Origin of the sequence: Streptomyces sp. NPDC059743, from assembly GCF_042732975.1 — a bacterium.
Classification (GTDB): Bacteria; Actinomycetota; Actinomycetes; order Streptomycetales; family Streptomycetaceae; genus Streptomyces.
On the sequence record NZ_JBHWGS010000020.1, the window covers coordinates 84,758 to 109,304 of the forward strand.

The 24,547-nt window shown below is 69.1% G+C and carries 27 protein-coding genes; 5 read left to right on the forward strand and 22 right to left on the reverse strand.

Annotation, left to right across the window (positions count from 1 at the left end; all coding sequences use genetic code 11):
* Nucleotides 1-62: 62 nt before the first annotated feature.
* From ACFV6H_RS30940 to ACFV6H_RS30980, 9 genes are all read right to left on the reverse strand, one after another.
* Complete coding sequence (locus tag ACFV6H_RS30940; protein ID WP_385548779.1) at nt 63-1,352, reverse strand: thymidine phosphorylase; 1,290 nt, start codon at nt 1,350-1,352, stop codon at nt 63-65.
* Between the two features lie 125 nt (nt 1,353-1,477).
* Nucleotides 1,478-1,885 (reverse strand): cytidine deaminase, encoded by a 408-nt coding sequence (locus tag ACFV6H_RS30945; protein WP_385548781.1) that lies wholly within the window; start codon nt 1,883-1,885, stop codon nt 1,478-1,480.
* Nucleotides 1,882-3,174, reverse strand: coding sequence for an ABC transporter permease (locus ACFV6H_RS30950; RefSeq protein WP_385548784.1), 1,293 nt, complete (start codon nt 3,172-3,174; stop codon nt 1,882-1,884). Before ACFV6H_RS30950 ends, ACFV6H_RS30945 begins: the two co-directional genes overlap by 4 nt.
* The gene (locus ACFV6H_RS30955) at nt 3,171-4,307 is read right to left on the reverse strand and encodes an ABC transporter permease (RefSeq protein ID WP_093590947.1); all 1,137 of its coding nucleotides are present in this window, start codon (nt 4,305-4,307) and stop codon (nt 3,171-3,173) included. The genes ACFV6H_RS30950 and ACFV6H_RS30955 overlap by 4 nt, the downstream gene beginning before the upstream one ends.
* Nucleotides 4,304-5,923 carry an ABC transporter ATP-binding protein gene (locus tag ACFV6H_RS30960; protein WP_385548787.1) on the reverse strand — a complete coding sequence of 540 codons (1,620 nt, stop codon included), beginning with the start codon at nt 5,921-5,923 and terminating at the stop codon, nt 4,304-4,306. Before ACFV6H_RS30960 ends, ACFV6H_RS30955 begins: the two co-directional genes overlap by 4 nt.
* Before the next feature lie 271 nt (nt 5,924-6,194).
* The gene (locus ACFV6H_RS30965) at nt 6,195-7,259 is read right to left on the reverse strand and encodes a BMP family protein (RefSeq protein ID WP_093590953.1); all 1,065 of its coding nucleotides are present in this window, start codon (nt 7,257-7,259) and stop codon (nt 6,195-6,197) included.
* 161 nt (nt 7,260-7,420) lie between these two features.
* Nucleotides 7,421-8,665 carry an amidohydrolase gene (locus ACFV6H_RS30970; RefSeq protein ID WP_385548791.1) on the reverse strand — a complete coding sequence of 415 codons (1,245 nt, stop codon included), beginning with the start codon at nt 8,663-8,665 and terminating at the stop codon, nt 7,421-7,423.
* A gap of 175 nt (nt 8,666-8,840) precedes the next feature.
* Nucleotides 8,841-9,278, reverse strand: coding sequence for a type II toxin-antitoxin system VapC family toxin (locus tag ACFV6H_RS30975; RefSeq protein ID WP_385548794.1), 438 nt, complete (start codon nt 9,276-9,278; stop codon nt 8,841-8,843).
* Nucleotides 9,275-9,544, reverse strand: a complete 270-nt coding sequence (locus tag ACFV6H_RS30980) for a CopG family transcriptional regulator (RefSeq protein ID WP_384981832.1) — start codon at nt 9,542-9,544, stop codon at nt 9,275-9,277. The genes ACFV6H_RS30975 and ACFV6H_RS30980 overlap by 4 nt, the downstream gene beginning before the upstream one ends.
* Here ACFV6H_RS30980 and ACFV6H_RS30985 point away from each other — a divergent pair.
* Entirely contained in the window at nt 9,528-10,937 is a 1,410-nt protein-coding gene (locus tag ACFV6H_RS30985; protein WP_385548797.1) for a tetratricopeptide repeat protein, read from the forward strand. The two genes, ACFV6H_RS30980 and ACFV6H_RS30985, sit on opposite strands and share 17 nt — an antisense overlap.
* Before the next feature lie 81 nt (nt 10,938-11,018).
* On the opposite strand, the gene ACFV6H_RS30990 is transcribed toward ACFV6H_RS30985, so the two are convergent.
* The 7 genes from ACFV6H_RS30990 to ACFV6H_RS31020 all read right to left on the reverse strand — a co-directional run bounded on the left by ACFV6H_RS30990 (nt 11,019) and on the right by ACFV6H_RS31020 (nt 15,799).
* Complete coding sequence (locus tag ACFV6H_RS30990) at nt 11,019-11,858, reverse strand: class I SAM-dependent methyltransferase (RefSeq protein WP_385548800.1); 840 nt, start codon at nt 11,856-11,858, stop codon at nt 11,019-11,021.
* 85 nt (nt 11,859-11,943) lie between these two features.
* Complete coding sequence (locus tag ACFV6H_RS30995; RefSeq protein WP_385548803.1) at nt 11,944-12,279, reverse strand: DUF6087 family protein; 336 nt, start codon at nt 12,277-12,279, stop codon at nt 11,944-11,946.
* Nucleotides 12,280-12,303: 24 nt separating this feature from the next.
* A complete protein-coding gene (tgmC, locus tag ACFV6H_RS31000; protein WP_385548806.1) occupies nt 12,304-13,506 on the reverse strand; it encodes an ATP-grasp peptide maturase system methyltransferase in 1,203 nt (400 codons plus the stop codon).
* Nucleotides 13,503-14,399: an ATP-grasp ribosomal peptide maturase gene (locus ACFV6H_RS31005; protein WP_385548809.1), complete on the reverse strand. Its 897-nt coding sequence runs from the start codon at nt 14,397-14,399 to the stop codon at nt 13,503-13,505. The genes tgmC and ACFV6H_RS31005 overlap by 4 nt, the downstream gene beginning before the upstream one ends.
* 77 nt (nt 14,400-14,476) lie before the next feature.
* On the reverse strand, nt 14,477-14,680 hold the full coding sequence (locus tag ACFV6H_RS31010) for a DUF397 domain-containing protein (protein ID WP_385548812.1): 204 nt from the start codon (nt 14,678-14,680) through the stop codon (nt 14,477-14,479).
* Nucleotides 14,681-14,720: 40 nt separating this feature from the next.
* A complete protein-coding gene (locus tag ACFV6H_RS31015) occupies nt 14,721-14,936 on the reverse strand; it encodes a DUF397 domain-containing protein (RefSeq protein ID WP_385548815.1) in 216 nt (71 codons plus the stop codon).
* The gene (locus ACFV6H_RS31020) at nt 14,933-15,799 is read right to left on the reverse strand and encodes a helix-turn-helix domain-containing protein (RefSeq protein ID WP_385548818.1); all 867 of its coding nucleotides are present in this window, start codon (nt 15,797-15,799) and stop codon (nt 14,933-14,935) included. Before ACFV6H_RS31020 ends, ACFV6H_RS31015 begins: the two co-directional genes overlap by 4 nt.
* 166 nt (nt 15,800-15,965) lie before the next feature.
* Here ACFV6H_RS31020 and ACFV6H_RS31025 point away from each other — a divergent pair, with 166 nt between their 5' ends.
* Both ACFV6H_RS31025 and ACFV6H_RS31030 read left to right on the forward strand, forming a co-directional pair.
* Nucleotides 15,966-16,421, forward strand: coding sequence for an ATP-binding protein (locus tag ACFV6H_RS31025; RefSeq protein WP_385548821.1), 456 nt, complete (start codon nt 15,966-15,968; stop codon nt 16,419-16,421).
* Nucleotides 16,418-17,044: a hypothetical protein gene (locus tag ACFV6H_RS31030; RefSeq protein ID WP_385548824.1), complete on the forward strand. Its 627-nt coding sequence runs from the start codon at nt 16,418-16,420 to the stop codon at nt 17,042-17,044. The genes ACFV6H_RS31025 and ACFV6H_RS31030 overlap by 4 nt, the downstream gene beginning before the upstream one ends.
* A 52-nt stretch (nt 17,045-17,096) precedes the next feature.
* On the opposite strand, the gene ACFV6H_RS31035 is transcribed toward ACFV6H_RS31030, so the two are convergent.
* Nucleotides 17,097-17,948: a helix-turn-helix domain-containing protein gene (locus tag ACFV6H_RS31035; RefSeq protein ID WP_385548827.1), complete on the reverse strand. Its 852-nt coding sequence runs from the start codon at nt 17,946-17,948 to the stop codon at nt 17,097-17,099.
* Between the two features lie 15 nt (nt 17,949-17,963).
* Nucleotides 17,964-18,722, reverse strand: coding sequence for a DUF6879 family protein (locus tag ACFV6H_RS31040; protein WP_385548830.1), 759 nt, complete (start codon nt 18,720-18,722; stop codon nt 17,964-17,966).
* Nucleotides 18,723-18,968: 246 nt separating this feature from the next.
* Between ACFV6H_RS31040 and ACFV6H_RS31045 the strand changes: the two genes are divergently transcribed.
* Nucleotides 18,969-19,469 carry a hypothetical protein gene (locus ACFV6H_RS31045; protein ID WP_385548833.1) on the forward strand — a complete coding sequence of 167 codons (501 nt, stop codon included), beginning with the start codon at nt 18,969-18,971 and terminating at the stop codon, nt 19,467-19,469.
* 76 nt (nt 19,470-19,545) lie between these two features.
* Nucleotides 19,546-20,202 (forward strand): class I SAM-dependent methyltransferase, encoded by a 657-nt coding sequence (locus tag ACFV6H_RS31050; protein ID WP_385548836.1) that lies wholly within the window; start codon nt 19,546-19,548, stop codon nt 20,200-20,202.
* A 45-nt stretch (nt 20,203-20,247) separates the two neighbouring features.
* Here the strand turns inward: ACFV6H_RS31050 and ACFV6H_RS31055 are convergent, their stop codons facing one another.
* The 4 genes from ACFV6H_RS31055 to ACFV6H_RS31070 all read right to left on the reverse strand — a co-directional run bounded on the left by ACFV6H_RS31055 (nt 20,248) and on the right by ACFV6H_RS31070 (nt 24,545).
* Entirely contained in the window at nt 20,248-21,156 is a 909-nt protein-coding gene (locus tag ACFV6H_RS31055; RefSeq protein WP_385548839.1) for an RNA polymerase sigma-70 factor, read from the reverse strand.
* A gap of 46 nt (nt 21,157-21,202) precedes the next feature.
* Nucleotides 21,203-22,423, reverse strand: a complete 1,221-nt coding sequence (locus tag ACFV6H_RS31060; RefSeq protein ID WP_385548842.1) for an NAD(P)/FAD-dependent oxidoreductase — start codon at nt 22,421-22,423, stop codon at nt 21,203-21,205.
* A 101-nt stretch (nt 22,424-22,524) separates the two neighbouring features.
* A complete protein-coding gene (locus ACFV6H_RS31065) occupies nt 22,525-23,607 on the reverse strand; it encodes a hypothetical protein (RefSeq protein WP_384981789.1) in 1,083 nt (360 codons plus the stop codon).
* A gap of 5 nt (nt 23,608-23,612) precedes the next feature.
* A complete protein-coding gene (locus tag ACFV6H_RS31070; protein WP_093603039.1) occupies nt 23,613-24,545 on the reverse strand; it encodes an N-acetylneuraminate synthase family protein in 933 nt (310 codons plus the stop codon).
* Nucleotides 24,546-24,547 lie beyond the last annotated feature (2 nt).

Sequence of the window (24,547 nt, forward strand, 5' to 3'; positions counted from 1 at the left end):
CGTTCACCCGGACGGGTCGTTGACATCCCCTGGGGTCGGCCGCGGGCCCGGACCGGCCCGGATCAGTCGACCGGGTAGGAGATGCGCTCCAGCACCACCGGAGTCGGCTGGTACGAGGTGCCGGGCGGCGCGATGTCGTACGTGCCCGCCAGCGCCTCCAGCGCGTAGTCGAACTTCTCCGGCGTGTCCGTGTGCAGCGTCAGCAGAGGCCGGCCCGCCGTGATCTCGTCGCCCGGCCTGGCGTGCAGTTCGACGCCCGCGCCCGCCTGGACCGGATCCTCCTTGCGCGCCCGGCCCGCGCCGAGCCGCCAGGCGGCGACGCCGACACCGTACGCGTCGAGCCTGGTGAGGACGCCCGACGACGGAGCGGTGACCACATGCCGCTCACGGGCGACCGGCAGCGCCGCGTCCGGATCGCCGCCCTGGGCCGCGATCATCCGGCGCCAGACATCCATCGCCGAGCCGTCGGCCAGCGCCTTCGCCGGATCGGCGTCCTTGAGGCCCGCCGCGTCGAGCATCTCGCGCGCGAGGGCGAGAGTCAGCTCCACCACATCGGCCGGGCCGCCGCCCGCGAGCACCTCGACGGACTCCCGTACCTCCAGGGCGTTGCCCGCCGTCAGACCGAGCGGCGTGGACATGTCCGTGAGCAGGGCCACCGTCCGTACGCCATGGTCGGTGCCCAGGCCCACCATCGTGGCGGCCAGTTCCCGGGCGTCCTCGACGGTCTTCATGAAGGCGCCGGAGCCGACCTTGACATCCAGGACGAGCGAGCCCGTGCCCTCCGCGATCTTCTTGGACATGATCGAGGAGGCGATCAGCGGGATGGCCTCGACGGTGCCGGTGACATCGCGCAGCGCGTACAGCTTCTTGTCCGCAGGAGCCAGACCGTCGCCCGCCGCGCAGATGACCGCGCCGGTGGTCTCCAGGACCTCCAGCATCTCGGCGTTGGAGAGCAGGGCGCGCCAGCCGGGAATGGACTCCAGCTTGTCGAGCGTGCCACCGGTGTGGCCGAGACCACGGCCGCTGAGCTGCGGTACGGCGGCTCCGCAGGCGGCCACCAGCGGAGCCAGCGGCAGCGTGATCTTGTCGCCCACTCCACCGGTGGAGTGCTTGTCGGCCGTGGGCCGCGAGAGCGCGGAGAAATCCATGCGCTCGCCGGAGGCGATCATGGCGGCGGTCCAGCGGGCGATCTCGGCGCGGTTCATACCGTTGAGCAGGATCGCCATCGCCAGCGCCGACATCTGCTCGTCGGCGACCTCACCGCGCGTATAGGCGTCGATCACCCAGTCGATCTGCTCCGGGCTGAGTTCGCCCCGGTCCCGCTTGGCGCGGATGACGGAGATGACGTCCATGGCGTTCCTTTCGTACACAGGTCACACAGGTCACACGGGTCGTACAGGTCATACACAGGTGGTGCTACGACATACAGGCAGTACGGCCCCGGCCCGCCGGATCGCGGCGGTGCCGGGGCCGGGTCTCAGGTGAGATGCCCCGGGCCGAAGGCCTGCGGGAGCATCTCGTCGAGCGTGCGGATTCCGTCCGGTGTCTCCAGGACCAGTTCCGGGCCGCCGAACTCGTACAGCAGCTGCCGGCACCGTCCGCACGGCACCAGCACCTCGCCCGTGCCGTCGACACAGGTGAAGTGGGTGAGCCGGCCGCCGCCGCCGAGCTGGAGGGCGGAGACCAGCCCGCACTCGGCGCACAGCCCGAGGCCGTACGAGGCGTTCTCGACATTGCAGCCGGAGATCGTACGGCCGTCGTCCACCAGCGCGGCGGCGCCGACCGGATAGTGCGAGTACGGAACGTACGCGTGGGCCATGGCCGCCCGGGCCGCGGCCCGCAAGGTCTCCCAGTCGACGCCCGCGTCCGGCGCGGCGGTGGTCACTTGCCCTGTCCTCTGCGATAGCGCATGCCATCAGCTTTCGGCATCCGCAGCCGCTGCGCCGACAGGGAGAGCACCAGAAGAGTCACAACATACGGCGTGGCGCCGACGAAGTCCTCGGGCACGGTGTCCGTCAGCAGATACCAGACCAGGATGAGTGCGGCGACCACCGCGCTCGCGGCGGCCTGGATCATCGCCTTCCGGTACGCCTTCCACACGGCGAGCAGCACCAGCAGCACCACCAGCAGAAGCAGCAGCGCGTGGACGGTCTCGCCGCCGTTGCGGAGCTGGAGCGCGTCGGAGAAGCCGAACAGGCCCGCGCCCATGGCGAGACCGCCCGGCCGCCAGTTGCCGAAGATCATCGCGGCGAGACCGATGTAGCCGCGACCGCCGGTCTGGCCCTCCAGATAGATGTGCGACGGGACGGTCGCGAGGAAGGCACCGCCGAGTCCGGCCAGACCACCGGAGACGGCGACGGCCGCGTACTTGTACGAGTAGACGTTGACGCCCAGCGACTCGGCCGCGATCGGGTTCTCGCCGCAGGAGCGCAGCCGCAGCCCGAACGGAGTGCGCCACAGCAGCCACCAGGTGGCGATGAAGAGCACCGCGGCGAAGACCGTCAGCACCGAGACATGCGTGACCAGACCGCCGAGGATGCCCGCGAGGTCCGAGACCAGGAACCAGTGGTGGTTCGCCAGGGAGGTGAGACCGTCGGAGAGCCCGGGAACGGTGACATCGGGAATGGAGTCGACCGGTGGCGACTGCTTGGGATTGCCGCCCTTGGTCAGCGCCTCGCCGGAGTTGAAGAAGATCTTGGCGAGATACTGCGTGACGCCGAGGGCCAGCAGATTGATGGCCACACCGGAGACGATGTGGTCGACACCGAAGGTGACGGTCACCACCGCGTGCAGCAGTCCGCCGAGGACACCGAAGGCGACACCGGCGAGCAGTCCGAGCCAGGGATTGGTCTGCCAGCCGACCCAGCCGGCCCCGAAGGTGCCGAGGATCATCATGCCTTCGAGACCGATGTTGACCACACCGGCCCGCTCGGACCAGAGACCGGCGAGACCGGCGAGACCGATCGGCACGGCGAGACCGAGGGACGCGCTGATCTGGCCCGTGGAGGTGAGCTGGTCGGCGCCGGTGAGTATCCGTACGGCGGACAGCAGGATCAGGGCGCCCGCGATGATCAGCAGGACCCGGGCGACGGTGAGCCTGCGGCGTACGGGCGGCCTGGCGGCCGGGGCCTTCGGCGCGGCCGGAGGCGGCGTGTCGGTCGTCGTGGCAGTCATCCCGCCACCTCCAGCTTCTCGGTCTTGACAGCCTGGGCGGCCTGGGCGGCGAGTTCGGCGCCGACCCGCTGCTGCTGGCGCCTGAGGCCGTAGCGGCGTACGAGTTCGTAGGCGATCACGACGCACAGGACGATGACGCCCTGGAGCACTCCGAGGATCTCCTTGTCGTAGCCGATCACCTCAAGGTGGTTGGTGGTGCGCTCCAGATAGCCCCAGAGCAGCGCGGCGAGGGCGATGCCGATCGGGTGGTTGCGGCCGAGGAGCGCGATCGCGATACCGGTGAAGCCGATGCCCAGCGGGAAGTCGTTGCTGTACATATGGCTCTCGTTGAGCAGCGTCGGCATACCGATCAGCCCGGCCATACCGCCCGAGAGGATCATGCTGGTGACGACCATCTTCTTGACGCTGACACCGCTCGCGGCGGCGGCCGACTCGGACTGGCCGACGGCGCGCAGATCGAAGCCGAAGCGGGTGCGGCCGAGGACGAACCAGTAGGCGAGTCCTGCCAGTACGGCGATGAAAAGGAAGCCCCAGAGCAGACCGGCCGGGCCCATGTCGATGGTGAAGAACCACGACGACTCGGGCAGCGGCTTGGTGGAGACGAGCGTGCCCGCCTCGTCGAGCTGGCCGAGCCGCTCGGGCTGGATCAGATAGCCGATGATCGCGGTGGCGATGGAGTTCAGCATGATCGTGGAGATGACCTCGCTGACTCCGCGTGAGGTCTTGAGGACACCGGCGATCCCGGCCCACATGGCGCCGACCAGCATCGCGACGATGATGATCACCGGGATCTGGACGATGCCCGGCAGATCGAGCGTGCCGCCGACGACCGCGGCGAAGAAGGCCGCGATGCGGTACTGGCCGTCGACGCCGATGTTGAACAGGTTCATCCGGAAGCCGATGGCGACCGCGACGCCCGCGAGGTAGTACGTGGTGGCCTTGTTGAGGATGTAGACCTGGCTGTCGCTGGCCGAGCCGTACGACAGCATGTCGTTGAACGCCTCGAAGGGATTCTTGCCGGTGACGGCGATGACCAGCGCGGTGACGACCAGCGCGGCGACCACGGCCAGTACGGGCGCGGCGACGGCGAGGAGCAGCCGCTCCTTGTCGATCCGGGAGGTGAGCTTCTTCATCGGTCCTCTCCCCCGGCTCCGGTGCCTGAGGTGCTGGAGGTGCCTGAGCTGCTTGCGGTGCCTGAGGCACTTGTCGAAGTGCCTGAGGCGCTTGAGGCGGGCACGTCCGAGGCCTCCAGATGGCCGGTGACGGCGCCCGTCATCGCGGAGCCCAGTTCCTCGGGGGTGATCGTGGCGGGATCGGCGTCGGCGACCAGCCGGCCCCGGTACATCACCCGCAGGGTGTCGGACAGGCCGATCAGCTCGTCCAGGTCGGCGGAGATCAGCAGAACGGCGAGACCGCCGCGGCGTGCCTCGCGGATCTGGTCCCAGATCTGCGCCTGGGCGCCGACGTCCACACCGCGCGTGGGATGCGCGGCGATCAGCAGCTTGGGCGTGTGGCTCATCTCGCGGCCGACGATCAGCTTCTGCTGGTTGCCGCCGGAGAGCGAGCCCGCGGTGACATCGATCCCGGGCGTGCGTACGTCGTACTCGCGCACGATCCGCTCCGTGTCGAGACGGGCGGCGCCGGCGTCGATGAGTCCGCCACGGGAGTTGGGACGCTCGGTGACATGGCCGAGGATGCGGTTCTCCCAGAGCGGCGCCTCCAGCAGCAGTCCGTGCCGGTGGCGGTCCTCCGGGATGTAGCCGATACCGCTCTCGCGCCGCTTGCGGGTGGGCGCGTGGGAGATGTCGGTGGTGTCCAGCGTGATGACTCCGCCGTCGGGATCGCGCATACCCATGATCGCCTCGACCAGTTCGGCCTGGCCGTTGCCCTCGACGCCCGCGATGCCCAGGACCTCGCCCCGGTGGATGGTGAAGCCGATCCCGGCGAGGACGTCCCGTACGACACCGTCGGTGTCGGTGGCGGTCAGCCTCAGATCACGGACCGTCAGGGCGGGTACGTCGGTGACCGTGGACTCACGGGTCTCCGGCGAGGGCAGCTCGCTGCCGACCATCAGCTCGGCGAGCTGCCGGGAGGTGGTGGAGCGCGGATCGGCGGTGCCCACGGTCGTACCGCGGCGGATGACGGTGATCTCGTCCGCGACCGACAGCACCTCGCCCAGCTTGTGGGAGATGAAGATGACGGTCAGGCCCTCGGACTTGAGCTCGCGGAGATTGTCGAAGAGCGCTTCGACCTCCTGAGGGACGAGCACCGCGGTGGGCTCGTCGAGGATCAGGGTGCGCGCGCCGCGGTAGAGGACCTTGAGGATCTCCACGCGCTGGCGGTCGGCGACGCCGAGTTCCTCGACGAGGACATCGGGCCGTACGCCGAGGCCGTACGCGTCCGAGATCTCCTGGATCTTGGCGCGGGCGCGGGAGCCGATGCCGTAGAGCTTCTCGCCGCCGAGGGCGACGTTCTCCAGGACGGTGAGGTTGTCGGCGAGCATGAAGTGCTGGTGCACCATGCCGATGCCACGAGCGATGGCGTCCGCGGGGCTGCCGAAGGTGACCTGGTCACCGTCGACGGTGATGGTGCCCTCGTCGGGCTTCTGCATCCCGTAGAGGATCTTCATCAGCGTCGACTTGCCGGCGCCGTTCTCGCCGCAGAGGGCGTGCACGGTGCCTCTGCGCACGGTGATGTCGATATCGCTGTTGGCGACGACACCGGGGAAGCGTTTGGTGATGCCGCGCAATTCGACGGCGGGAGGGCTGGACGCGTTGATGGCGCACTCTCCTCGGAGGAAGGAGCGTTGGGGCGGGGGGCGTGGTGACGCTAGCGCGTCAACTCCCGCCTACGCGCGTAGAGTTGACACATCGTTATGGGCCCGGGAAGAGGATGTGAAGGCCTCTTCCCGGGCCCGTACGCTCAGCCGGCGGCGGGACTCGCAGGGAGATGGAGCCGCATGCCGGAGGTGGTCACGGAGTGGTCCTGACCGGTGGTCACCGAGTGGTGCTGACCGGAGGTCACGGAGTGGTCTTGACCGTGATGGTGCCGTCGATGATCTTCTGCTTGGCCTCGTCGATCTTGGCCTGAATGTCATCGATGAAACCACCGCTGGTGGCGAGCGAGACGCCGTCCTTGGCGAGGGAGTAGCTGTTCGTGCCGAGCAGCGGCTTCTTCTCGTGGACCGACTTGATCAGGTCGTAGACGCCGACATCGACGTTCTTGACGACCGAGGTCAGGATCGAGTCCTTGTACTTGGCGAGCGAGGCCTGGTTGTACTGGTCGGAGTCGACGCCGATCGCCCAGGCGCCCTTGACGCCGTTGACGGCCTCGATGGAACCGGAACCGGAGGAGCCGGCGGCCGAGTAGATGACGTCCGCGCCCTTGTCGAGCATGCCCTGGGCGGCGGCCTTGCCCTTGTCCGGGCTGGCGAAGCCGGAGGTGTCCGAACCGTGCGACAGGTACTGGACGTCGACCTTCAGGCTCTTGTCCGTGTCCTTGACGCCCTGGACGAAGCCCGCCTCGAACTTCTTGATCAGCGGAACGTCGACACCGCCGATGAAGCCGACGTGCTTCTTCTGCGTCTTCAGCGCCGCGGCCACACCCGCGAGATAGGAGCCCTGCTCCTCGGTGAAGACGATGTTGTCGACGTTCTTCGCGTCGACGACGGAGTCGACTATGCCGAAGGTGGTGTCGGGGAACTTGACCGCCACCTGCTTCATCGAGTTGGAGTAGGCGTAGCCGATGCCGACGACCGGGTTGTATCCGGCCTGGGCGAGCTGGGTCAGACGCTCGACGCGGTCGGCCTCGGTGTCGGTGGTCTTGGCGGTCAGTTCCTTGACCTCACCGCCGAACTCCGCCTTGGCCTTGTCCGTACCGCGCGCGGCGGAGTCGTTGAAGGAGTGGTCACCACGGCCGCCCACGTCATAGGCGACACCGACCTTGACGCCGTCCGCGGCGGAAGCCGAGCTCGACGTGTCGTTTTCCTTGGCCTTGTCGGCCGAAGTGCTGCCACACGCGGTGGCAGTCAGAGCGAGCGCGGCGGAGGCGATGCCCGCCGCAGCAATCTTGGTTACCCGGCGCAAGAGGGTGGTCCCTTCAACCTGACCGAAGCGCCTCTTCCGGCGCTGGTTTCGCGGCGATCGTAACGCGCGTAGATGTCAGATAAAGACCTGTACGGAAGCTGTTATCGGATCGTCGCGAACGGGAGGTGACGAGAGGTGTTCATGGCCGATTACAAATCGTTTCACAAACGGTTTCCGTCGATCAACGCGGCTGCCGTGAACAGCTCCACACCGACCTCGATCGCCTGCTCGTCCACATCGAAATCACCACGATGCAGGTCGTACCGGGCCTGGCTGCCGGGCGTACGGACGCCGAGCCTGGCCATCGCGCCCGGCACATGCTCCAGATACCAGGAGAAGTCCTCACCGCCGAGGCTCTGTTCGGTGTCCTCGATTGCATACGAACCGCGGCGCGCGGTCTGGGCGGCGCGCAGCAGCTCCGTGACGACCGGATCGTTGACGACCGGCGGCACTCCGCGGACGTAGTTGATCTGTGACTTGGCGTGATGGAGCGTGGCGATCTCGTCGATCGCGGCATGGACCAGGTCCGGAGCGTCGCGCCAGGCGGGCAGATCCAGGCAGCGGACGGTGCCGGAGAGCTCGGCGTGCTGCGGGATGACATTGCAGGCGTGGCCGGCCTCGATACGTCCCCAGGTGACGGCGAGCCCGGCGCGGGCGTCGACACGGCGGGCCAGCAGGGCCGGGACCTCGGTGGCGACCTTGGCCACGGCGGTGACCAGGTCGGTGGTGAGATGCGGGCGCGCGGTGTGGCCGCCGGGGCCGTCGAGGGAGATCTCCAGCCGGTCGCAGGCGGAGGTGATGGGCCCGTGGCGCAGCCCGATCAGCCCGGCGTCGACGCGCGGATCGCAGTGCACCGCGATGATCTTGCCGACTCCGTCCAGCGCGCCGTCCTTGATGGCATCGGCGGCGCCGCCGGGCAGCACCTCTTCGGCGGGCTGGAAGATCAGCCGTACGGCGTTGGGCAGCAGGCCCTGCCGGTCGAGCCCGGCGAGCACCAGACCGGCGCCGAGGACGGCGGAGGTGTGGACGTCATGGCCGCAGGCGTGCGCGCGGTTGGGCACGGTGGAGCGGTACGGAGCGTCGGTCTTGGTGTCCGGGATCGGCAGCGCGTCGATGTCGGCACGCAGCGCGAGCATGGGCCGGACGCCGTCCCAGGTCCCTACGTCACAGACGAGCCCGGTCCCGCCGGCGAGCACCCTGGGCACGAGCCCGGCCCGCTCCAGCCGGTGCTTGAGCGCGGCGGTGGTACGGAACTCCTGATTGCCCAGCTCGGGATGCATATGCATGTCCCGCCGGAAGGCGATCAGCTCGGCACGCAATCCGTCGCTCACCGCGCCGGGCAGCGCGGCTTCCTCCGGCAGTGCGCCGTCGCCGGGCAGCTCGTCGGTCTCGGACTCTGGGGACATCAACTTGCTCACCTGCTGAAGACTAGGCCTCTTCAGGGATCAACGAAGTCACGATCAGCAAAATTTCAGCCACCCAGCCGAAGAAACCCGGCGCGCCAGCGCATACGGAAGCAACGGAGCGGGTATACCGGCCCGCTTCGTCCCCCGCCTCGCCCTCTCCCTGTGGCACGTCACCTCAGAGGTCGTCGGGCAGGATCCTGAAGTGCGTGTACCTGCCGCCCGGCGGTCTGACGGACCGGAAGTCACGGATGTCCCGCGTCAGGATGGCGTCCGTGTCGTACTCGGCGGCCAGAACGACGTTCAGCGCATCGCCGAGATCGAGGTCGAGAGATCCGTACCGGGCCCGCACGGACAGAGCCGTGTCGAGGAACTCGGGCGTGGCAGGAGCCAGAACCAGTCGCATCCCGCGGATGCGCGCCGCGAGGGAGCGCAGGATCGCATCGGCGGCACGACGCCCCGCGCGGCTGGTGGCGACCTGGTGCACCTCGGTGAGCACCAAGGGGGAGGCGACGAGAAGCGCGGTACTGTCCGCGGCCTTCCTGGCCCCTTGGTGAGCCGGGTCCGCGCGGTTGAAAAGAGCGAGGAGTCCGGAGGTGTCGGCGATGACGATCACGCCGCGTGCCCGCCGTTCCGCCGCTCGCGCGACTCGTATCCATCGGTCACAGCCGCACGGATGTCGTCCCTGGTGACGGGCCCGCCGAGGTCGAAGGTCTCTTCGTCGGCGATGAACGGCTCGTCCCACACACGGTGCGCCAGAGCGATGCGATGAATGCCCTCACGGATTATCTCGGCTTCCGGGACGCCCAGACGCGCCGCGGCCTCCTTGATCAGAGCGAGGTCGGCGTCGTCGGCGTAGACGTTGGTGCGCTTCAGTGCCATACGGCCATGGTACAGGTCATGTACCACGAGGGCTGGGTCGAAGAGGGCGGCAGGGGAAACCGAGTGCTCAGCCGCGCCGACGGACGAGGGCGGCGACCTCGGCGATACGGGCGACGCGACCGCGCCAGGCGCGCCGGACGATCCGAACGCCCTGGACGATCTCCTCGCCGAGGCCGAAGTCCTGCGCGCCGATCACGCGTGGCGGGAGGGCGACGTCGACCGGGCGGACGCGCTGTTCGCGTCGGCCGCGCGGCGCAGCGTCGACGCGGGCCGCCCGTGGGACGCGGCCGAACCGCTCGCCCGGCGAGCACGGCTGCTGGGCATGCTGGGCCGTCCGCAGGAGGCCGAGAGCGCCGCGCGCGCCGCACTGGAGCATGGCGCGGAGCTGGTGGCGGCGGACGAACTGGGCCGTCTGCGGCTGACGTTGGCAGATGTCCTGTACGAGCAGGGCGGCAAGGACGCCGAGGCCGCCGAGTACGCGCTCGAAGCGGCCCACTGGTTCGACGCGGCCGGAGAGTCGGCGGGCGCGGGAGCGTACGCCCGGCTGCTCCTCGCCCAGGCGTACGGCGATTCCGGACGCCATGCCGAGGCGGCCGAAGTCCTGGAGTCCGCGCTGCCTGATCTGCTGGAACACGGCGAGGAGCAGACCGTACGGGCCCGGGAGACGCTCGGCCGGAATCTGCGCGCCCTCGGCGACCGGCGGGCCGCGGCGGAGCAGTATCTGCTCGCCGCCGAGGTGGCGGGCGGCTGGGAGGACGAACGTCCGCAGGCCCAGCTCGCCACGCTCGCCGCCGAGTCCCTGTCGGAGGCGGGCCTGCGCGACGAGGCGGTCGCCGCGTACCACCGGGCCATCGAGCTGTGGCGCGGCGTGGGCGAACCGGTCGCCACCGCGCGGGCCCTGCGCTCCCTGGCCTGGCTGGAGGTCCGGGCGGGCGATCAGGACACGGCGAAGGAGCTGATGGCACAGGCGGCTGCGGCTGTCGACGGCGACAGCGACGAGCACCTGGTGGAGCGTGCGCGTACGTGGTCCCAGACGGGCGAGCTGCTGCTGAACGAGCTGTACGAAGTCGAGGAGGACGAGGAGGACGAGGACGAGGAGCCCGACGAGAACGCCACACCGCCGACCGACGCACTCCGCATACGCGAGGAGGCGCTGCGGCTGCTGGAGCAGGCGGCCTCGGCATTCGCCACGCTCGGCGCCGACGTCCTGGACGAACGGGTCCGCTGTGTCGTACGCATGGCCTGGACCGAACAGGAGATGGACCGCACCGACGCCGGCGCCGCCCGGCTGCGGACGCTGATCGGTGAGGTGTCCGTACTGGACACGGACGACGCGCGTACGTTGCTGACGCGCCTGGAGCACACGCTGAAGCAGCTCACTCAGCAGGGCTGACCCCAGGGGCCCAAGGGCCCAACGGCACCGGCCGGTCGCAACGACCGGCCGGGTGCCGGTCCACACCGGTCGCCGCTCCCGTCAGACGGGCGTGTGCCAGATGAAGATCTCGGTGCTCGGCTGACGCTCGGAGAAGCGGCCCGAGGCGGAGTGTTCGCACAGCAGCCGGTCGAGGTCCGCCGTGAATTCCCCAAGGCGCTCACCGAACAGATGCGGCGCGGAGCTCGACATGGAGAACACCCATGCGGCGATGTCGTCACAGGTCCGCTCCAGCGCCTGACCGCCGGGTACGACATACCGCCCGGGACCGGTGAAGCCCGCCCGGGTGAGTACGGCGGCCTCGTCGCCGGGCGTCCCATGGAGAAGCACACCACGGCCGGCTCTTCGAACCGGTCCGAGATAACGCCTGGTCAGGTCCTCGATCGCGGCGTACGGCACCGCCGGATACGGCAGACCGTCGACGCTCAGACGCTCCGTCTTGAGATCCGAGACATGAACGAGCGCGCCACCGGGCCTGAGCATGTCCCTGACCTTGGCGGCCACGGCATCGCGGTCCATCCAGTGAAAGGACTGGCCGAAAGTCGCCACAGTGAAGGTCCCCAGACCGGCAGGCAGTTCCTCCGCACGAGCCCGCACCCACCGGCTCCGTCCATGCCCAGGCCCCCGCGCCGCCTGCCGCTCGGCCTCAGCGATCATCCCCCGGTCCGGATCCACCCCGACGACCTCGTCAAAGAGCCGCACCAACTCCAGCGCCAGCGTCCCCGGCCCGCACCCCACATCAATCAGCCGCCCACGCCCATCAAGCGAGAGAACCTCGCCCAACAACTCCGCAAGCCCAGGCGCATACGGCAGCCTCCCGCGCCGGTAGAACGGGGCGGCCCCGAGAAACAACGAGTCGTCCCACTCCCACCCATCAACCACCGCTACCCACCCCACCCACCCGAACACACCCTGCCACCACCGACCGGACCGTACAGCGCCAGCCCCGCGCCCACCGGGTGCGAGGTCAGGTACGGCGGTGCCGCCCTGTGCCCTTGCCGAGCCGAGGCTGACGGTCGCTTGCCTCGACCTCGACCTCGGCGACCGGCGGCGGCACATGGCCCAGGAACTCCCTGGCCTGGTACGCGTCCTGGGCGACACCGACCGTTGCCCACGCCGTGCCGTCCCACTCCAGAAGCAACCGGGGAGCATCCGGAGTCACATGCGCGGCCCGCGCTCCTTCGCCAAGAACGACGACGCGACGGTTCCCGGTGATCTCCCGGTGGGCCGCTCGACGTTCGTCGCGCCGGGCGGCCCAGGCATCGAGCGGCTCGTCCGGGCCGACCGGGTCGGTAGGGTCCATAGCCATCGAAGGTACCCGTTCCGGTCAGACGGGCAGAGGCCAACTCGGGCCGTCCGGGTCCCCGAGCCACACGCGCTGCCGCCCAGGCGCGACGGTCAGGCCGAACGCTGTCTGAGGCGGCGATCCGGCCCGCCGCCAGGTCTCGACAGCGTCTTCGACGGCATCCCACAGCCGGACGGTGCCGCCCTGACGGACGGCGAACGCACCCTCGCCGTCCGTCAGCAGCGTGGCGAACGACGGTCCTGCCAGGTCGACCAGATGATCCAGCATGGGTCCGCCGTCCTTGCTCATCCCCAGATACTGCGCACCCGGCGCGGCGAGCTGCGCAAGAAACTGAGGCGTCCAGTCGCTCAGCACCTCGGGCCCGAAACGCGCGGGCCGCTCGTGGGCGGCCTGCTCCAGCAGCTCGGAGACGCTGGTGAGTGCGGGGGCCGCCTGCGGCCGGGCGATCATGAAGGAGACAGTGCCGGGCAGGAACCTGCCCTCGGCGGTTCCGTTGTCGCCCACGGTGAGCCGGACCAGGCCGGAACCGTACAACCAGCCGGACAGCGTGGTCAGGATGGTGCCCCCGGGCCGCACCTGCCGGAGCCACTCGGGTGGGATCGTACGCACGGAACAGGTGGCGATCAGCCGGTCGTAGGGGGCGCCCGCCCCGTACCCGAGCAGACCGTCACCGTTGATCAGCGTCGGCTCGTACCCGGCGGCCTTGATCGCGGCGCGCGCACGCCCGGCGACGGCAGGGTCGTACTCGACCGACGTGACGTGCTCGCTGCCGAGGCGGTGGCACATCAGCGCCGTGGAGTATCCGGTGCCGGTGCCCACCTCAAGCACTTGGTCACCGTCCTGCGGGTCCAGGTCCCCCAGCATGCGAACGACCAGACTCGGCAGGGTGGAGGAGGAGGTGGGATCACCGGGAACCGGTCCGTCAGCGTCCGTCGGGCCGATTCCCCCGTCGAGCTGGGTCACGAGCGTGGTGTCCGTGTACGCCTCTTCCAGCCAGGCGTCCGTCCCGGTCCGCTCGGCCGTGACCGGTGTCCAGAGGGTGCCCCGGGGACCGTTGGTCCTGCGGAAGAACGCGGGGACGAACAGATGCCGAGGCACAGCCGTGACGGCCGCTCGCCAGACAGGCGACCGAAGATTGCCGCCCTCTTCGAGCCGGTCGGCGAGCTGTTCACCAAGCCGGGCAGCGTGTCGTTCGTCCACGGTCGGGACAGCGGGCTCGGTCACGCGGGTCGTCCCTTCTCCAACAGGTCGGCGAGGGCCTTGGTGATGGCCCTGGTCGTATCGTCGCCCACGAACGCCCACTGCCCGTTCGGATTGCATTCATAGAACCGCCACGCCTCGCCACGGTCCAGGGCGAAGTCGAAGGCCCCGAAGGCCAGACCGAAGGCATCCATGTAGGCGTGGATGCCGTGCCGGACCGGCCCTGGGACATCGATGGGAGCGAAGGTGATCCGGTCGTAGTCCAGGCGCCAGTCAAGGTGATCACCGTCGATGGTGACACGGGACGCGAACAGGCGCCGCCCGACGGCTGCCACCCGAACGTCCGCCGTCTTGCGGACCACCTGCTGGAACAGGTGCGGGCAGGCGGCGACACCGTCGCCGATCTCGTCGGCCTCGACCTGGCGGACCCAGACGGTGCGCATTTCACCGTCCTCCTTGTAGTCCGTGGACCGCAACGGCTTGTAGACCACCGGCCCGTTCTTCTTGGCGAAGGAACGGGCGGCGTCCGGATCATTCGTGATCAGCGTCGGCGGAACCTCCAGCCCCGCCCGTACGGCCGCGGAGATCTGGCGAGGCTTGTACTCCGCGCCCCAATTCAGGTGTGGATGGTTCACATACAGACAGTCCGGCAGGGCCGCGAGGATTCCGCCGAGGCCGTGCCGGACCTGCGCAACGGCGAACCCACCATGCTGGGCGTCCAGCCCCTCCGGCGCGGTGTACGGCGACGGCCGCCGGTAGTACACAGCCCTGGCCGCCTCCAGGCCGAGAACGCGGCTCGGAGTGGTGAGCGGCCCATGCCAGGACCGGCCGGCTCCCGCGTACGCGGAGAACGTCACCGCAGCCGCCTGCCCGGGGTCGAGCCGTACGACCGCGCCTCGTCCCACGCTGCCTGGCACACCCGCGCCGGAGCGCGCTCGCCGGGGGCGGCCCGGGTTCGGTCATGCGACAGTTCGGAACACCTGGGCTGTCAGCGTCAGCGGAACTCGCCAGCTGTTACGCCGCTGACGAAGGCGCTCCACTGGCCCGGGCCGAGGAGCAGGACCGGGCCGTGGGGGTTCTTGCTGTCGCGCAGGGCATGGCCGCCGGCAGGCAGGGCGGCGACCTCCACGCAGTCCCCGTTCTGGCCGGAGTACGAGGACTTGACCCACTCCAGCCCCCGAGCCGAAGCGGACGCCATGCAAGACTTCACGGTCCCACCATTTCCGTTAAGGCGACGGTCAGTTGAACTCGCCGACGGTCACGCCGCTGACGAATGCATCCCACTGGCCCGGGCCGAAGAGTAGGACCGGGCCATGGGGGTTCTTGCTGTCGCGCAGGGCATGGCCGCCGGTCGGGAGGGCGGCGGCCTCTACGCAGTTGCCATTGTTTCCGGAGTACGAGGACTTCACCCACTTCAGCCCCGAAGCCGAAGCGGATTCCCTGCAAGACTTCACGGTCCCACCATTTCCTTTATCGCGTCGGTGATCAGAGTCCGAGACTGGGTGACATTGGCGGCGGCCATATTGAGGCGCCGGAACAGGGTGGAGTACGTCTCCACATCGCTGTCCTCTTCGTAATACAGGGCGCTGGTGAGCGCTTCGGTGTACATGATGTCCGTCTCAGCCGCGTTCGGAAAACTCATAATCACGAACGGGCCGAACAGGCAGGAGTTCATGGGGTCTTCGCGAGGCAGCACCTGTAGTTGGACGTTCGGGCGCCGACTCTCGTCGATCAGCGACTCCAACTGGGCTTTGAGTACGTTGCGTCCACCCACCCGGTGGTACAGCACGCTCTCCGCGAGGATGACCCAGAGCTGAAGCGGGTTGTCCCGCGTCAGGATCTTGCGGCGCTCGCGGCGGACATTGACCTGAGCCTCCACGGCCTCCGGGGTGGAGTCCGGTGCCTGCAATTCGATGAGCGCCTTGGTGTACTCCGGTGTTTGCAACAGGCCCGGAATGAGGCTGGTTTCTACGTTGTACAACTCCGCCGCGTCCCATTCGACCGCAACGTACGCAGCGTAGGCGGAATCAACAACGTTGGCATACCGCGACCACCAACCCTTCTGCTTGGCCTCGCGCGAGAGCTGTTCGATCTCGCTCCGCTCCGCCGGGTTGGTCACGCCGTACGCGTCCAGCAGGGCGCGCAGATCCGGCAGTCGGACGCCCGACAGCGCGTTCTCGATGCGGCCGACCTTCGATTCGGCCGAGCCGAGGGCCTCGGCCGCGTCGGCGTGGGTCATGCCCGCGGTCGTCCGAAGCTCGCGGAGCCTGCGGGCCAAGCGGCGCTGACGGATCGTCGGGTTGTTGTTGGTGGCCACGTTCGTGCCGCCTTCCTCCTGCTTCTCGCAGGTCAAGTGTGCCGGTCGTCAACTACGAGGGCAATAGCCCTTCACTCTTGCCGAAGTAGTGACTTGACACTTTAACTTCCCCAAGGTGCATAGTACTTACTCTGGCAAGGCCCGGACTCACGCCAAGGAGGCGTGCATGGCTCTCATCAGGACCGAACAGACGCGTTATCGCCGGTACCGACCCGCCGCCAAGGCTGCCCGAACCAGGGCGCGCGAGTTAGCTGAGGAGTGGCAACTCACCGGAATGAGTGATGCCTTGGAGTCGGCGGTCAGCGAACTGGTCTCGAACGCCGTAGTCCACGGGCGGGCTGCCCGGGGCAGCCGCGTCACCGTCACCTATCGCCTGGCCCGCGACCGGGGCCGTCTCCGGCTCCGTGTCGAGGTACGGGACTGGGCCACCGGCATGCCACAGATCACCTGGACGGCGTGCGGAAACGGGGACGGGACCGAGGGCATCCCCGACATCCCTGAGAGCGGGAGAGGGCTGTGGATGGTGGCGGCGATCGCCGACCAGTGGGGTGTGATCCCTCGTGTCATCGGCAAGAGCGTCTGGTTCGAACTTCACCTGGCTCGTGCCGGAGGCGTGTCATGAACGCACGGCCCGATACCGTCCCGTACATCACCGGCTGGACCGCGGAGCGCGTCAAGTCCCCGATCGTGACGGCCCGTCCGGCCGTGGGTGTCGCGTACGTCGGCGAGGACCCGTTCGACCGTGATCTGCAAGGGGTTCTGTGGAGTCGGACACTGCTGAGGCAGGGCCATGGGCGGCCGGAGTTCAGCCGCGTCCATCCGCTACGGCAGCGCAGGGCCATGCGCAAGCTGCTGTGCCAGGTCTGCGGCGGTCCCGCCGACCGGAACGAGCACGGCGTGCTGTGGCTGCTCGGTGACCACCGCGACGACTGGCCCAACTGGCCCGAGGGCATGGGCGCGACTCATCCGCCGCTCTGTCTCCCCTGCGCCGGCAAGTCCGTCCGCGCCTGCCCTCACCTGACCCGCGGCTTCGCCGCCGTCCGTGTGAAGGACCCCCGTGTCAAAGGCGTGTACGGCGCCCGCTACAACCCGTTCAACCCGTTCCTCGGCCCGATCGAGGACGTCACCGTCTCCTACCGCGACCCGGCCATCCGCTGGGTGATCGCCAGCCAGCTCGTCACGGGCCTGCACGGCTGCACTTTCGTAGACCTCGAAGCCGAACTCGCCGCCCGGGCAGGGCGATAGGCGTTGGCGGACTCGGCCGACAACGCCGAGTTCTTCGTCGGACGCGTCGGCCTCAGCGTGAGTTCAGCGCCCGCTGTGCCGCACTGATGAGGTTGTGCGCGTCAACGCCGTACGCGGCGGACTCCCGGAGCGTGTTCCAGACCCGCAGGTAGGTGTCCACGCTGGTTTCGTCGTCGATCCACAGCTCCGCGTGCCAGTTCTCGACGATCACCTGGCGGTCGTCGTAGATCCAGAAGGCGGTGGCCGGAGGGATCTTGAGGGCGGCGGACAGCGGGATGATCCCCAGCTCCACCGTGTCCAGGCCGACGGCTCCCGCGAGGCGGTCGAGCTGGGCCGCGAGAACCGAGGGCGGACAGATCAAGGCGTGAAGGGCGGCCTCCCACATGATGAGGTGGAACCTCTTCGAGGAGTCGTACAGCGCCTCCTGTCGCTTCATACGGGACCGCACCGCCTCCTCGGTGTCGCGCGGCGATCGCTGTAGCTCCGCGTACCTCGTGAAGATCGACCGGGCGTAGTCCGGCGTCTGGAGAATTCCGAAGATCATGGACGGCTCCCAGCCGCGGAACACAGTGGCGTCGGCATGGGCGCTCAGGTGGGTGTCCTGAACCGCCTTGTGCCCTGAGGCCAGCTGCCGGCGCCATGACCGGATGTGGGACTCGAAGCCGCGAAGACGGGCGAGGAGTTCGTCGTACACCTCGGGCCGGCCGGTTGCCTCGGCCCATTTGCGGAGGTCATCGGGTGTAGGGGTCTGCCTGCCGTTCTCCAGCCTGCTGACCTTGGACTTGTTCCAGCCGTGCTGCTCGGCGAGTCGCATGCCGGTGAGCCGGCCACCAGGGGCTGAGAGCCTGAGTTCGCGCAGCCGCACCCCGAGTGCTTCTCGTGCCTGCTGATAGTCCGTGCTCACCGGTACGCACCTGCCTTATTCCTCCTTCGCGGTCAGCCGCGCCGCGAACTCCTGGTACGGAATGGCATGATGCATCGCCGCATCACGTGCCATGGCGTACCGCAGCACCGCTGCGGGCTCCGTAACCAGCTCGACGTCAACCAGATTGTCGGCGTCGTCGAAGTTGAGCAGTGCGACCAGCCGGGAGTCGAAGATCCAGAAATCTTCGGCGGGCAGACCGAGCCGGTCGGCGTTCGCGCGCCTGAGATTGAGGATCTTCTCGCCGACGGCGCTGTTGCGGCGCGCGTTGTCGAGCAGGTAGAGCTGGCCTGCCGTGGGCGGACTGTCGACAATGCGGACGCGGTCGAACCGCTTGCCGAGCGCGGTCTGCTCGCGGCGCTCCGCGCACCATTCGGTGTCGACCCCCTCCCAGTTGACGGGCTCGCTCCGGGTGAACTGGGCGTAGGTTTCCGTGAGTTCGTCGGACGCGTACCGGCGGCGGGTCTCCAGGCGCCAGGCCGTGTGCTCGAACCGTGTGAAGAGCCGATCGAACTCGTCCAGTCCGATGATGTCCGGCACGCGGGTGACCTCCTTGGGGCCGAAGTCGACGAGCAGCTCGCGAGGCACGACGATGGGCACCTCACCCTCGTTCAAGTGCCGGAGCTGGGCGATGTCGTCGGGATCGGTGAGGGCTGGGCCGTGCACGACGACCTCGCCCGTGCTGAGGTCTTCATGAATGGACGGGCACCCGTTGACGCCGCTGCCCGTGCCGTTGAAACGCAGTCGTCGGGCCATGGGCACGTCCTTCCGTCGGGGACTGATCTGCCAAGCTTCCCCGAGGTCAACGTCCCGTGTCGGGGTTCCGCGGGGCCTGTATCAGCAACCTTCCGCAACCGTATCGAACGGTGGAGCAACTTCGCGCAACTCCCCTGGCGTCGCTCAACTCCCTTTCCTTACTGTCCCGTTCATGGCCACAGCACATGAGTCACCAGGCCTCGGTCCAATCGGCACGGCACGATCCGCCTCCGGAGGAGTTTGCCCATGACCGTTACTCTCGATCGGCCCGCGAGCACCCGTACGCGGGACCCGAAGGAACTGCTCAACGCCGTCCAGCCGCGCGTCAAGCACCTGCCGATCAACGTGCTGGACAGCGGCATGACCCTGTGGGACCGCGAGGTCGCCCTGCTGCTGCGCGACCACACGATGGTCCGCGACATGGCCGAACGCATCCTCGGCAACGCCGTCATGTACACCCTCGGCTGTATGGAACACCCTGAGGTCCACCTCGGGGTCGGCAAGCTCGTCGACATCGGCGTCCACCAGCTCATCCTCGACACACCCGTCTGGTGGGCCCTCTGCAACACGTACAACAAGGGCCGCTACAAGCACCACTCCCCGTTCATCGAGCGCCGCCGCGACGGACTGTGCCTGCGCACCGCTGACTTTCTGACATCGATCGGGTTCGATATCGACGAGGAGCTGTGGGCGATCGACGGCACGGAGTGCTCGCCGTGCGACGACAAGGTCCCCGACAGCCACTGAACCGTCCTGCGCAAGCCCTCCGCCCTTGGTTCCTCAGAGGGCAGAGGGCTTGCCCCGTGAAGAGGAACGAACCGTCTTGCCCGCACACCACGACATCGTCGCCGAGACCGAACTGTGGGACGCCTATGCCGCCTCCGCCTTCAAGGACGACGCCGAGCCGGGCTTCTGCTGGACTCAGTACGCCGGTCACGGGCCCGGACCCGAACTGCTCGGTGACCCGCGCTCCGTGCTGGAGATCGGCTGCGGCACCGGTCGCGCCCTCGCCCACCTCGCTCGGCAAGGGATCGCTGCTCGGGGCGTCGACCTGTCTCCCGTCATGGTCAGGAAGACCACCGCGAAGTGGGACGGCACCGGCGCGGTGTTCGTGTGCGCCGAGGTCCTGGAGCATCTGAGCGAACACGAGGAGCTGTATGACGCCGTCTACTCCGTCTTCGGAGCCGCCTGGTTCACCGATCCGGGCCGTCTCTTCCCGCTCGTCCGGCGGCGGCTGAAGCCCGGCGGCGTCTTCGTCTTCTCGCAGCCTCCGGCCATCCCCGGCGCGTACGGGCCGCAGGGCATGTACAAGGGAGGCTTCGCGGGCAAGGCGTTGTACACCTACCGGTACAGCTTCCGGCCGGCCGTGTGGGAGCGGCTGCTCGCGCGGGCCGGGTTCGCCAGCGCTGACGCGCGTGTTCTCGACGCGCCTCAGCCCGGGCACATCGGGACGCTCCTGGTCCGCGCGGTCGCCCCGTAACCCGGTGGGTCTGTGCCCGCCCGTGTTGCGGGGCGCCTGTGGGGGTCATCGCAGCGTGAGTGGCGTCTCGGATTCGACGCGGGACAGTTTCTCCGGGTTGCGGACGTAGTAGAGGCCGGTGATGCGAGCGTTCTCGACGCGGATCGCCATGACGCCGTCGATCTCGCCGTCCAGGCGTACGACGAGTGCCGGGTTGCCGTTGACCAGGGTGAGGTCGCTGCTGAGCCTGCCCGCGACCTTGCCGCTGCCGCCGAGGATGAAGCGGCCCGCCTTCTGGGCGCCGATGACCGGTCGCAGCGCGGCCTGCTTGAGGCCGCCGCCGTCGCCCACAAGGACGACCTCCGGGGCGAGGACGTCGAGGAGTCCCTGGAGGTCGCCGGTTTCGAACGCGCGCTGGAACGATTCCAGGACCGCCCGGCTCTCGCCGGCGGAGACCACCTCGCGCGGGCGGCGGGCATCGACGTGCCGGCGGGCACGGTGCGCGATCTGGCGTACGGCCGCGGAAGTCTTGTCGACGGCGGCGGCGATCTCGTCGTACCCGACATCGAAAACCTCGCGCAGTACGAAGACGGCTCGCTCCGTCGGCGACAGCGTCTCCAGGACGAGCATCAGCGCCATCGACACACTCTCGGCGAGCTCGACGTCCTCGGCCACGTCCGGCGCGGTGAGCAGCGGCTCAGGCAGCCAGGGGCCGACATACGCTTCCTTGCGGCGCTTCATCGCGCGCAGCCGGTTGAGCGACTGCCGGGTCGTGATCCTGACCAGATAGGCACGTTGGTCGCGCACCTGCGCCAGGTCGACCTCGGCCCACCGCAGCCAGCTTTCCTGGAGGACGTCTTCGGCGTCGGCCGCCGATCCGAGCATCTCGTACGCGACGGTGAAGAGCAGGTTGCGGTGGGCGATGAATGTCTCGGTCGCCGGGTCGGTGGTGTGGTCACTGGTGTGGTCGCTCATATTCCGGCCCCTTTCCTTCTCAGCCGACCCCCGTTGCCGAATGCCCTCAAGCCGTCGCCGCCGCCTCGGCGCGCTTGGCCCGCAGCAACTGCCGGCGCTTGGGGCCTCCTGATACGCGGTGCAAGCCGTACGAACCGGGCTTACGCGCCTCATCGGCCAGATACTTGACGGTGCCCTTGCACACGATCTCCTTGAGCCTCGCGGCAGGGCGGCCGTCGATGTGGAACCACAGCGCGACATCGTTCCTGTTGGCGGCCTGGACGATACCGGCGCGCCGGCCCAGGCTGATGCACTGGCCGACGAGCAGCTCGTTGAGGCGCGAGGGCCGCTCACCCGCGATCCGGCTGAGCACCGTGTCGGCGGCCCGCGCGCCCAGCGGAATCGCGGACTGGCAGCTCATCCGCAGCGGCAGGCCCGACGGTGCCGCCGAGTCGCCGGCCGCGACGATGCGCGTATCGTCCACGCTGGTCAGCGTCTCGTCCGTGAGCAGGCGGCCCAGGGCGTCGGTACTGAGCCCGCTGCGGGCGGCCAGGTCCGGTACGCCGAACCCGGCGGTCCAGACGGTCACCGCGCTCGGCAGCTCGCGCCCGTCGCTGAGCCGCACGGCATCGCGCGTCACCGCCGTGACCTTCGTGTCGGGGCCGTCGAGTACGGTCACTCCGAGCTTGGCCAGCCGCCTGGCCACCGAGCGCCGTCCCCGCGGGTGCAGGTACGGGCCGAGCACGCCGCCGCAGACGAGGGTCACGGTACGGCCCAGCTCCGCCAGTTCGGCAGCGGTCTCGATGCCGGTCGGACCGGCTCCGACCACCGTCACCGCGGCCGTGGCGGGCGCGGCGTCGACGGCCGGCCGCAGCCGGTGCGCCTCCTCCAGGCCGGCGATCGGGTAGGCGAACTCGGCCGCTCCGGGCACCCGTGGGTCGGCGCTGCCGCTGCCCACCGCGTAGATCAGATAGTCGTAGCGGACCGTGCCGCCCGAGGCCAGCGTCACACCGCGCCCGGCCGCGTCGATCCGTGTCACGGTGTCGGCCACCAGCCGGACGCGCTCGCCCAGGATCTCCCGATAGTCGACAACCGCGTCGTCGGACCCGCCGACCAGTTGGTGCAGACGGATCCGGTGCACAAAGGTCCGGCGCGGGTTGATCAGAGTCACGGTCACATCGTCGCGCCGCGTCAGCCGATTGGCCGCCATGACGCCGGCGTACCCGCCGCCGATCACGACCACATCGGTGTTCTCGGCCGCATCGGTGTTCCCAGCGTTCTCAGCCATGAGGTCTCCTCCGTTTCCAGGGGTTCGACCTCAAGACACCGCGTCACCGGCCGCTGTGACAGCCTGTGAGGCAGATCACAACGCCTCGTACGTAAACCGAGCTACGCCGGCGACGCCGTCTTCGGCAGCCTGTGCACATCCCGCGCCGTCGTCGTCACTCCCGACAGGAAGCCCTGCGCCCGCGGGGACGCCGACGACTTCAGCCACTCCGGCGCGATGTCGCACACCGCCACGCGTACGCCCGTACCCGCCAGGGCCAGCGGGAGCGTGTGGACGACCGTGGACGGGAAGCTCAGGATCGTGCTGCCGATCGGGCCGCGGCGGGCGATCAGTTCCAGCGGGAGGTCCGGGCGGACGATCTCCAGGCCGGTGGCCGTGTGGAGGCGGTGGAGCTTGTCCGCGCTCTCGCGGCGGTGGGCGAAGTAGCGCGTGGCCTTGTGGGTACGGGCCAGCGCGGCGACCGCCTCAAGGTACTGGTCCGCGTCGAGCACGCCCGTCTCCACGAGCGAGGTGCCGACCATGTCCGCGCCCTCGTGGACCCTGGGCGGGCCGAAGGTGGCCCTGGTCCACTCGAAGCGGTTGGCGGTCACGGTGATCCCGTCCGGTACGTCCTCGACGGGCATCGAGGTGAAGACCTCGACCGGACGCTCGCCGGACGGAGTCAGCCTGCGCCGCGCGGCGGCGGTGACCGGTGCGAGCACCAGTTCCCGCGGCCCTCGGGAGCCACCGCGCCGGTGCCAGCGCACCAGCCGCTCGCCGCGGGCGATCTGGCCTATGAACTCCACGGTCGCGGTGCCGTCGTCCACGACCGTCAGCTCCTTGGTGCCGACCAGTGTCAGCAGGAGCTGTACATAACGGGAGAACGGATCGCCTATCACGATCCTGCCGGCCTTCCGCAGCAGCGGTGCCAGCTCCCGTACGGTCCGCAGGGGCGCCCCCGCACCACCGCGCGCGTCCTGCCAGCGCACGGTGAAGCCCTCGTCGCGGGCCAGCTCCGCCATCCGCCGGAGCTGGCCGCGTGACATGGGATCGGTGGGCGAGAGCACGACGACGGTGAGCGCGTCAGCCGCGTCACCGGTCGCGCTCGCGCGCGCCCACTCCAGCACATTGAGCAGCTGGACCGGGCTCTCCACAAAAGCGATCACACGAGGGTGCGGGGGACGGCCCCCGCTGGGACCGGTCATGGCCGTCAGACCGCCGAGGACTCGGCGGCGGCAGACTCGGCGACGACGCCCGCGACACGGCGGAGCTTCTTCATCGGGCCGAGCTCCGACTCGTAGACCTTCTTGACACCGTCACCGAGGGAGGCCTCGATGGTGCGGATGTCACGGACGAGACGCTGGAGGCCCTGCGGCTCGACCGAGGCGGCCTGGTCCGAGCCCCACATGGCGCGGTCCAGGGTGATGTGGCGCTCGACGAAGGCGGCACCGAGGGCGACGGCGGCGAGCGTGGTCTGGAGACCGGTCTCGTGGCCGCTGTAGCCGATCGGCACGTTCGGGTACTCCGCCTGGAGCGTGTTGATCACGCGCAGGTTGAGCTCCTCGGCCTTGGCCGGGTACGTCGACGTGGCGTGGCAGAGCAGGATGTTGTCGCTGCCCAGGACCTCGACCGCGTGCCGGATCTGCTTCGGCGTCGACATGCCGGTGGAGAGGATGACCGTACGGCCGGTGGCGCGCAGGGCGCGCAGCAGCTCGTCGTCGGTCAGGGACGCGGAGGCCACCTTGTGGGCCGGCAGGTCGAACTTCTCCAGGAAGGCGACGGCCTCGGTGTCCCACGGGGAGGCGAACCAGTCGATCCCGCGCTCCTTGCAGTGCTCGTCGATGGCGCGGTACTCGTCCTCGCCGAACTCGACGCGGTGACGGTAGTCGATGTACGTCATCCGGCCCCAGGGAGTGTCGCGCTCGATGTCCCACTGGTCGCGCGGCGTGCAGATCTCCGGGGTGCGCTTCTGGAACTTGACCGCGTCACAGCCCGCCTCGGCGGCCACATCGATCAGGGCGATGGCGTTGTCCAGCTCGCCGTTGTGGTTGATGCCGATCTCACCCGTGACATAGACGGGCTGGCCGGGGCCGGCGGTCCGCGTGCCGAAAGTCCGCAGGCGGGAGGTGGCGTCGGTGCTCATGG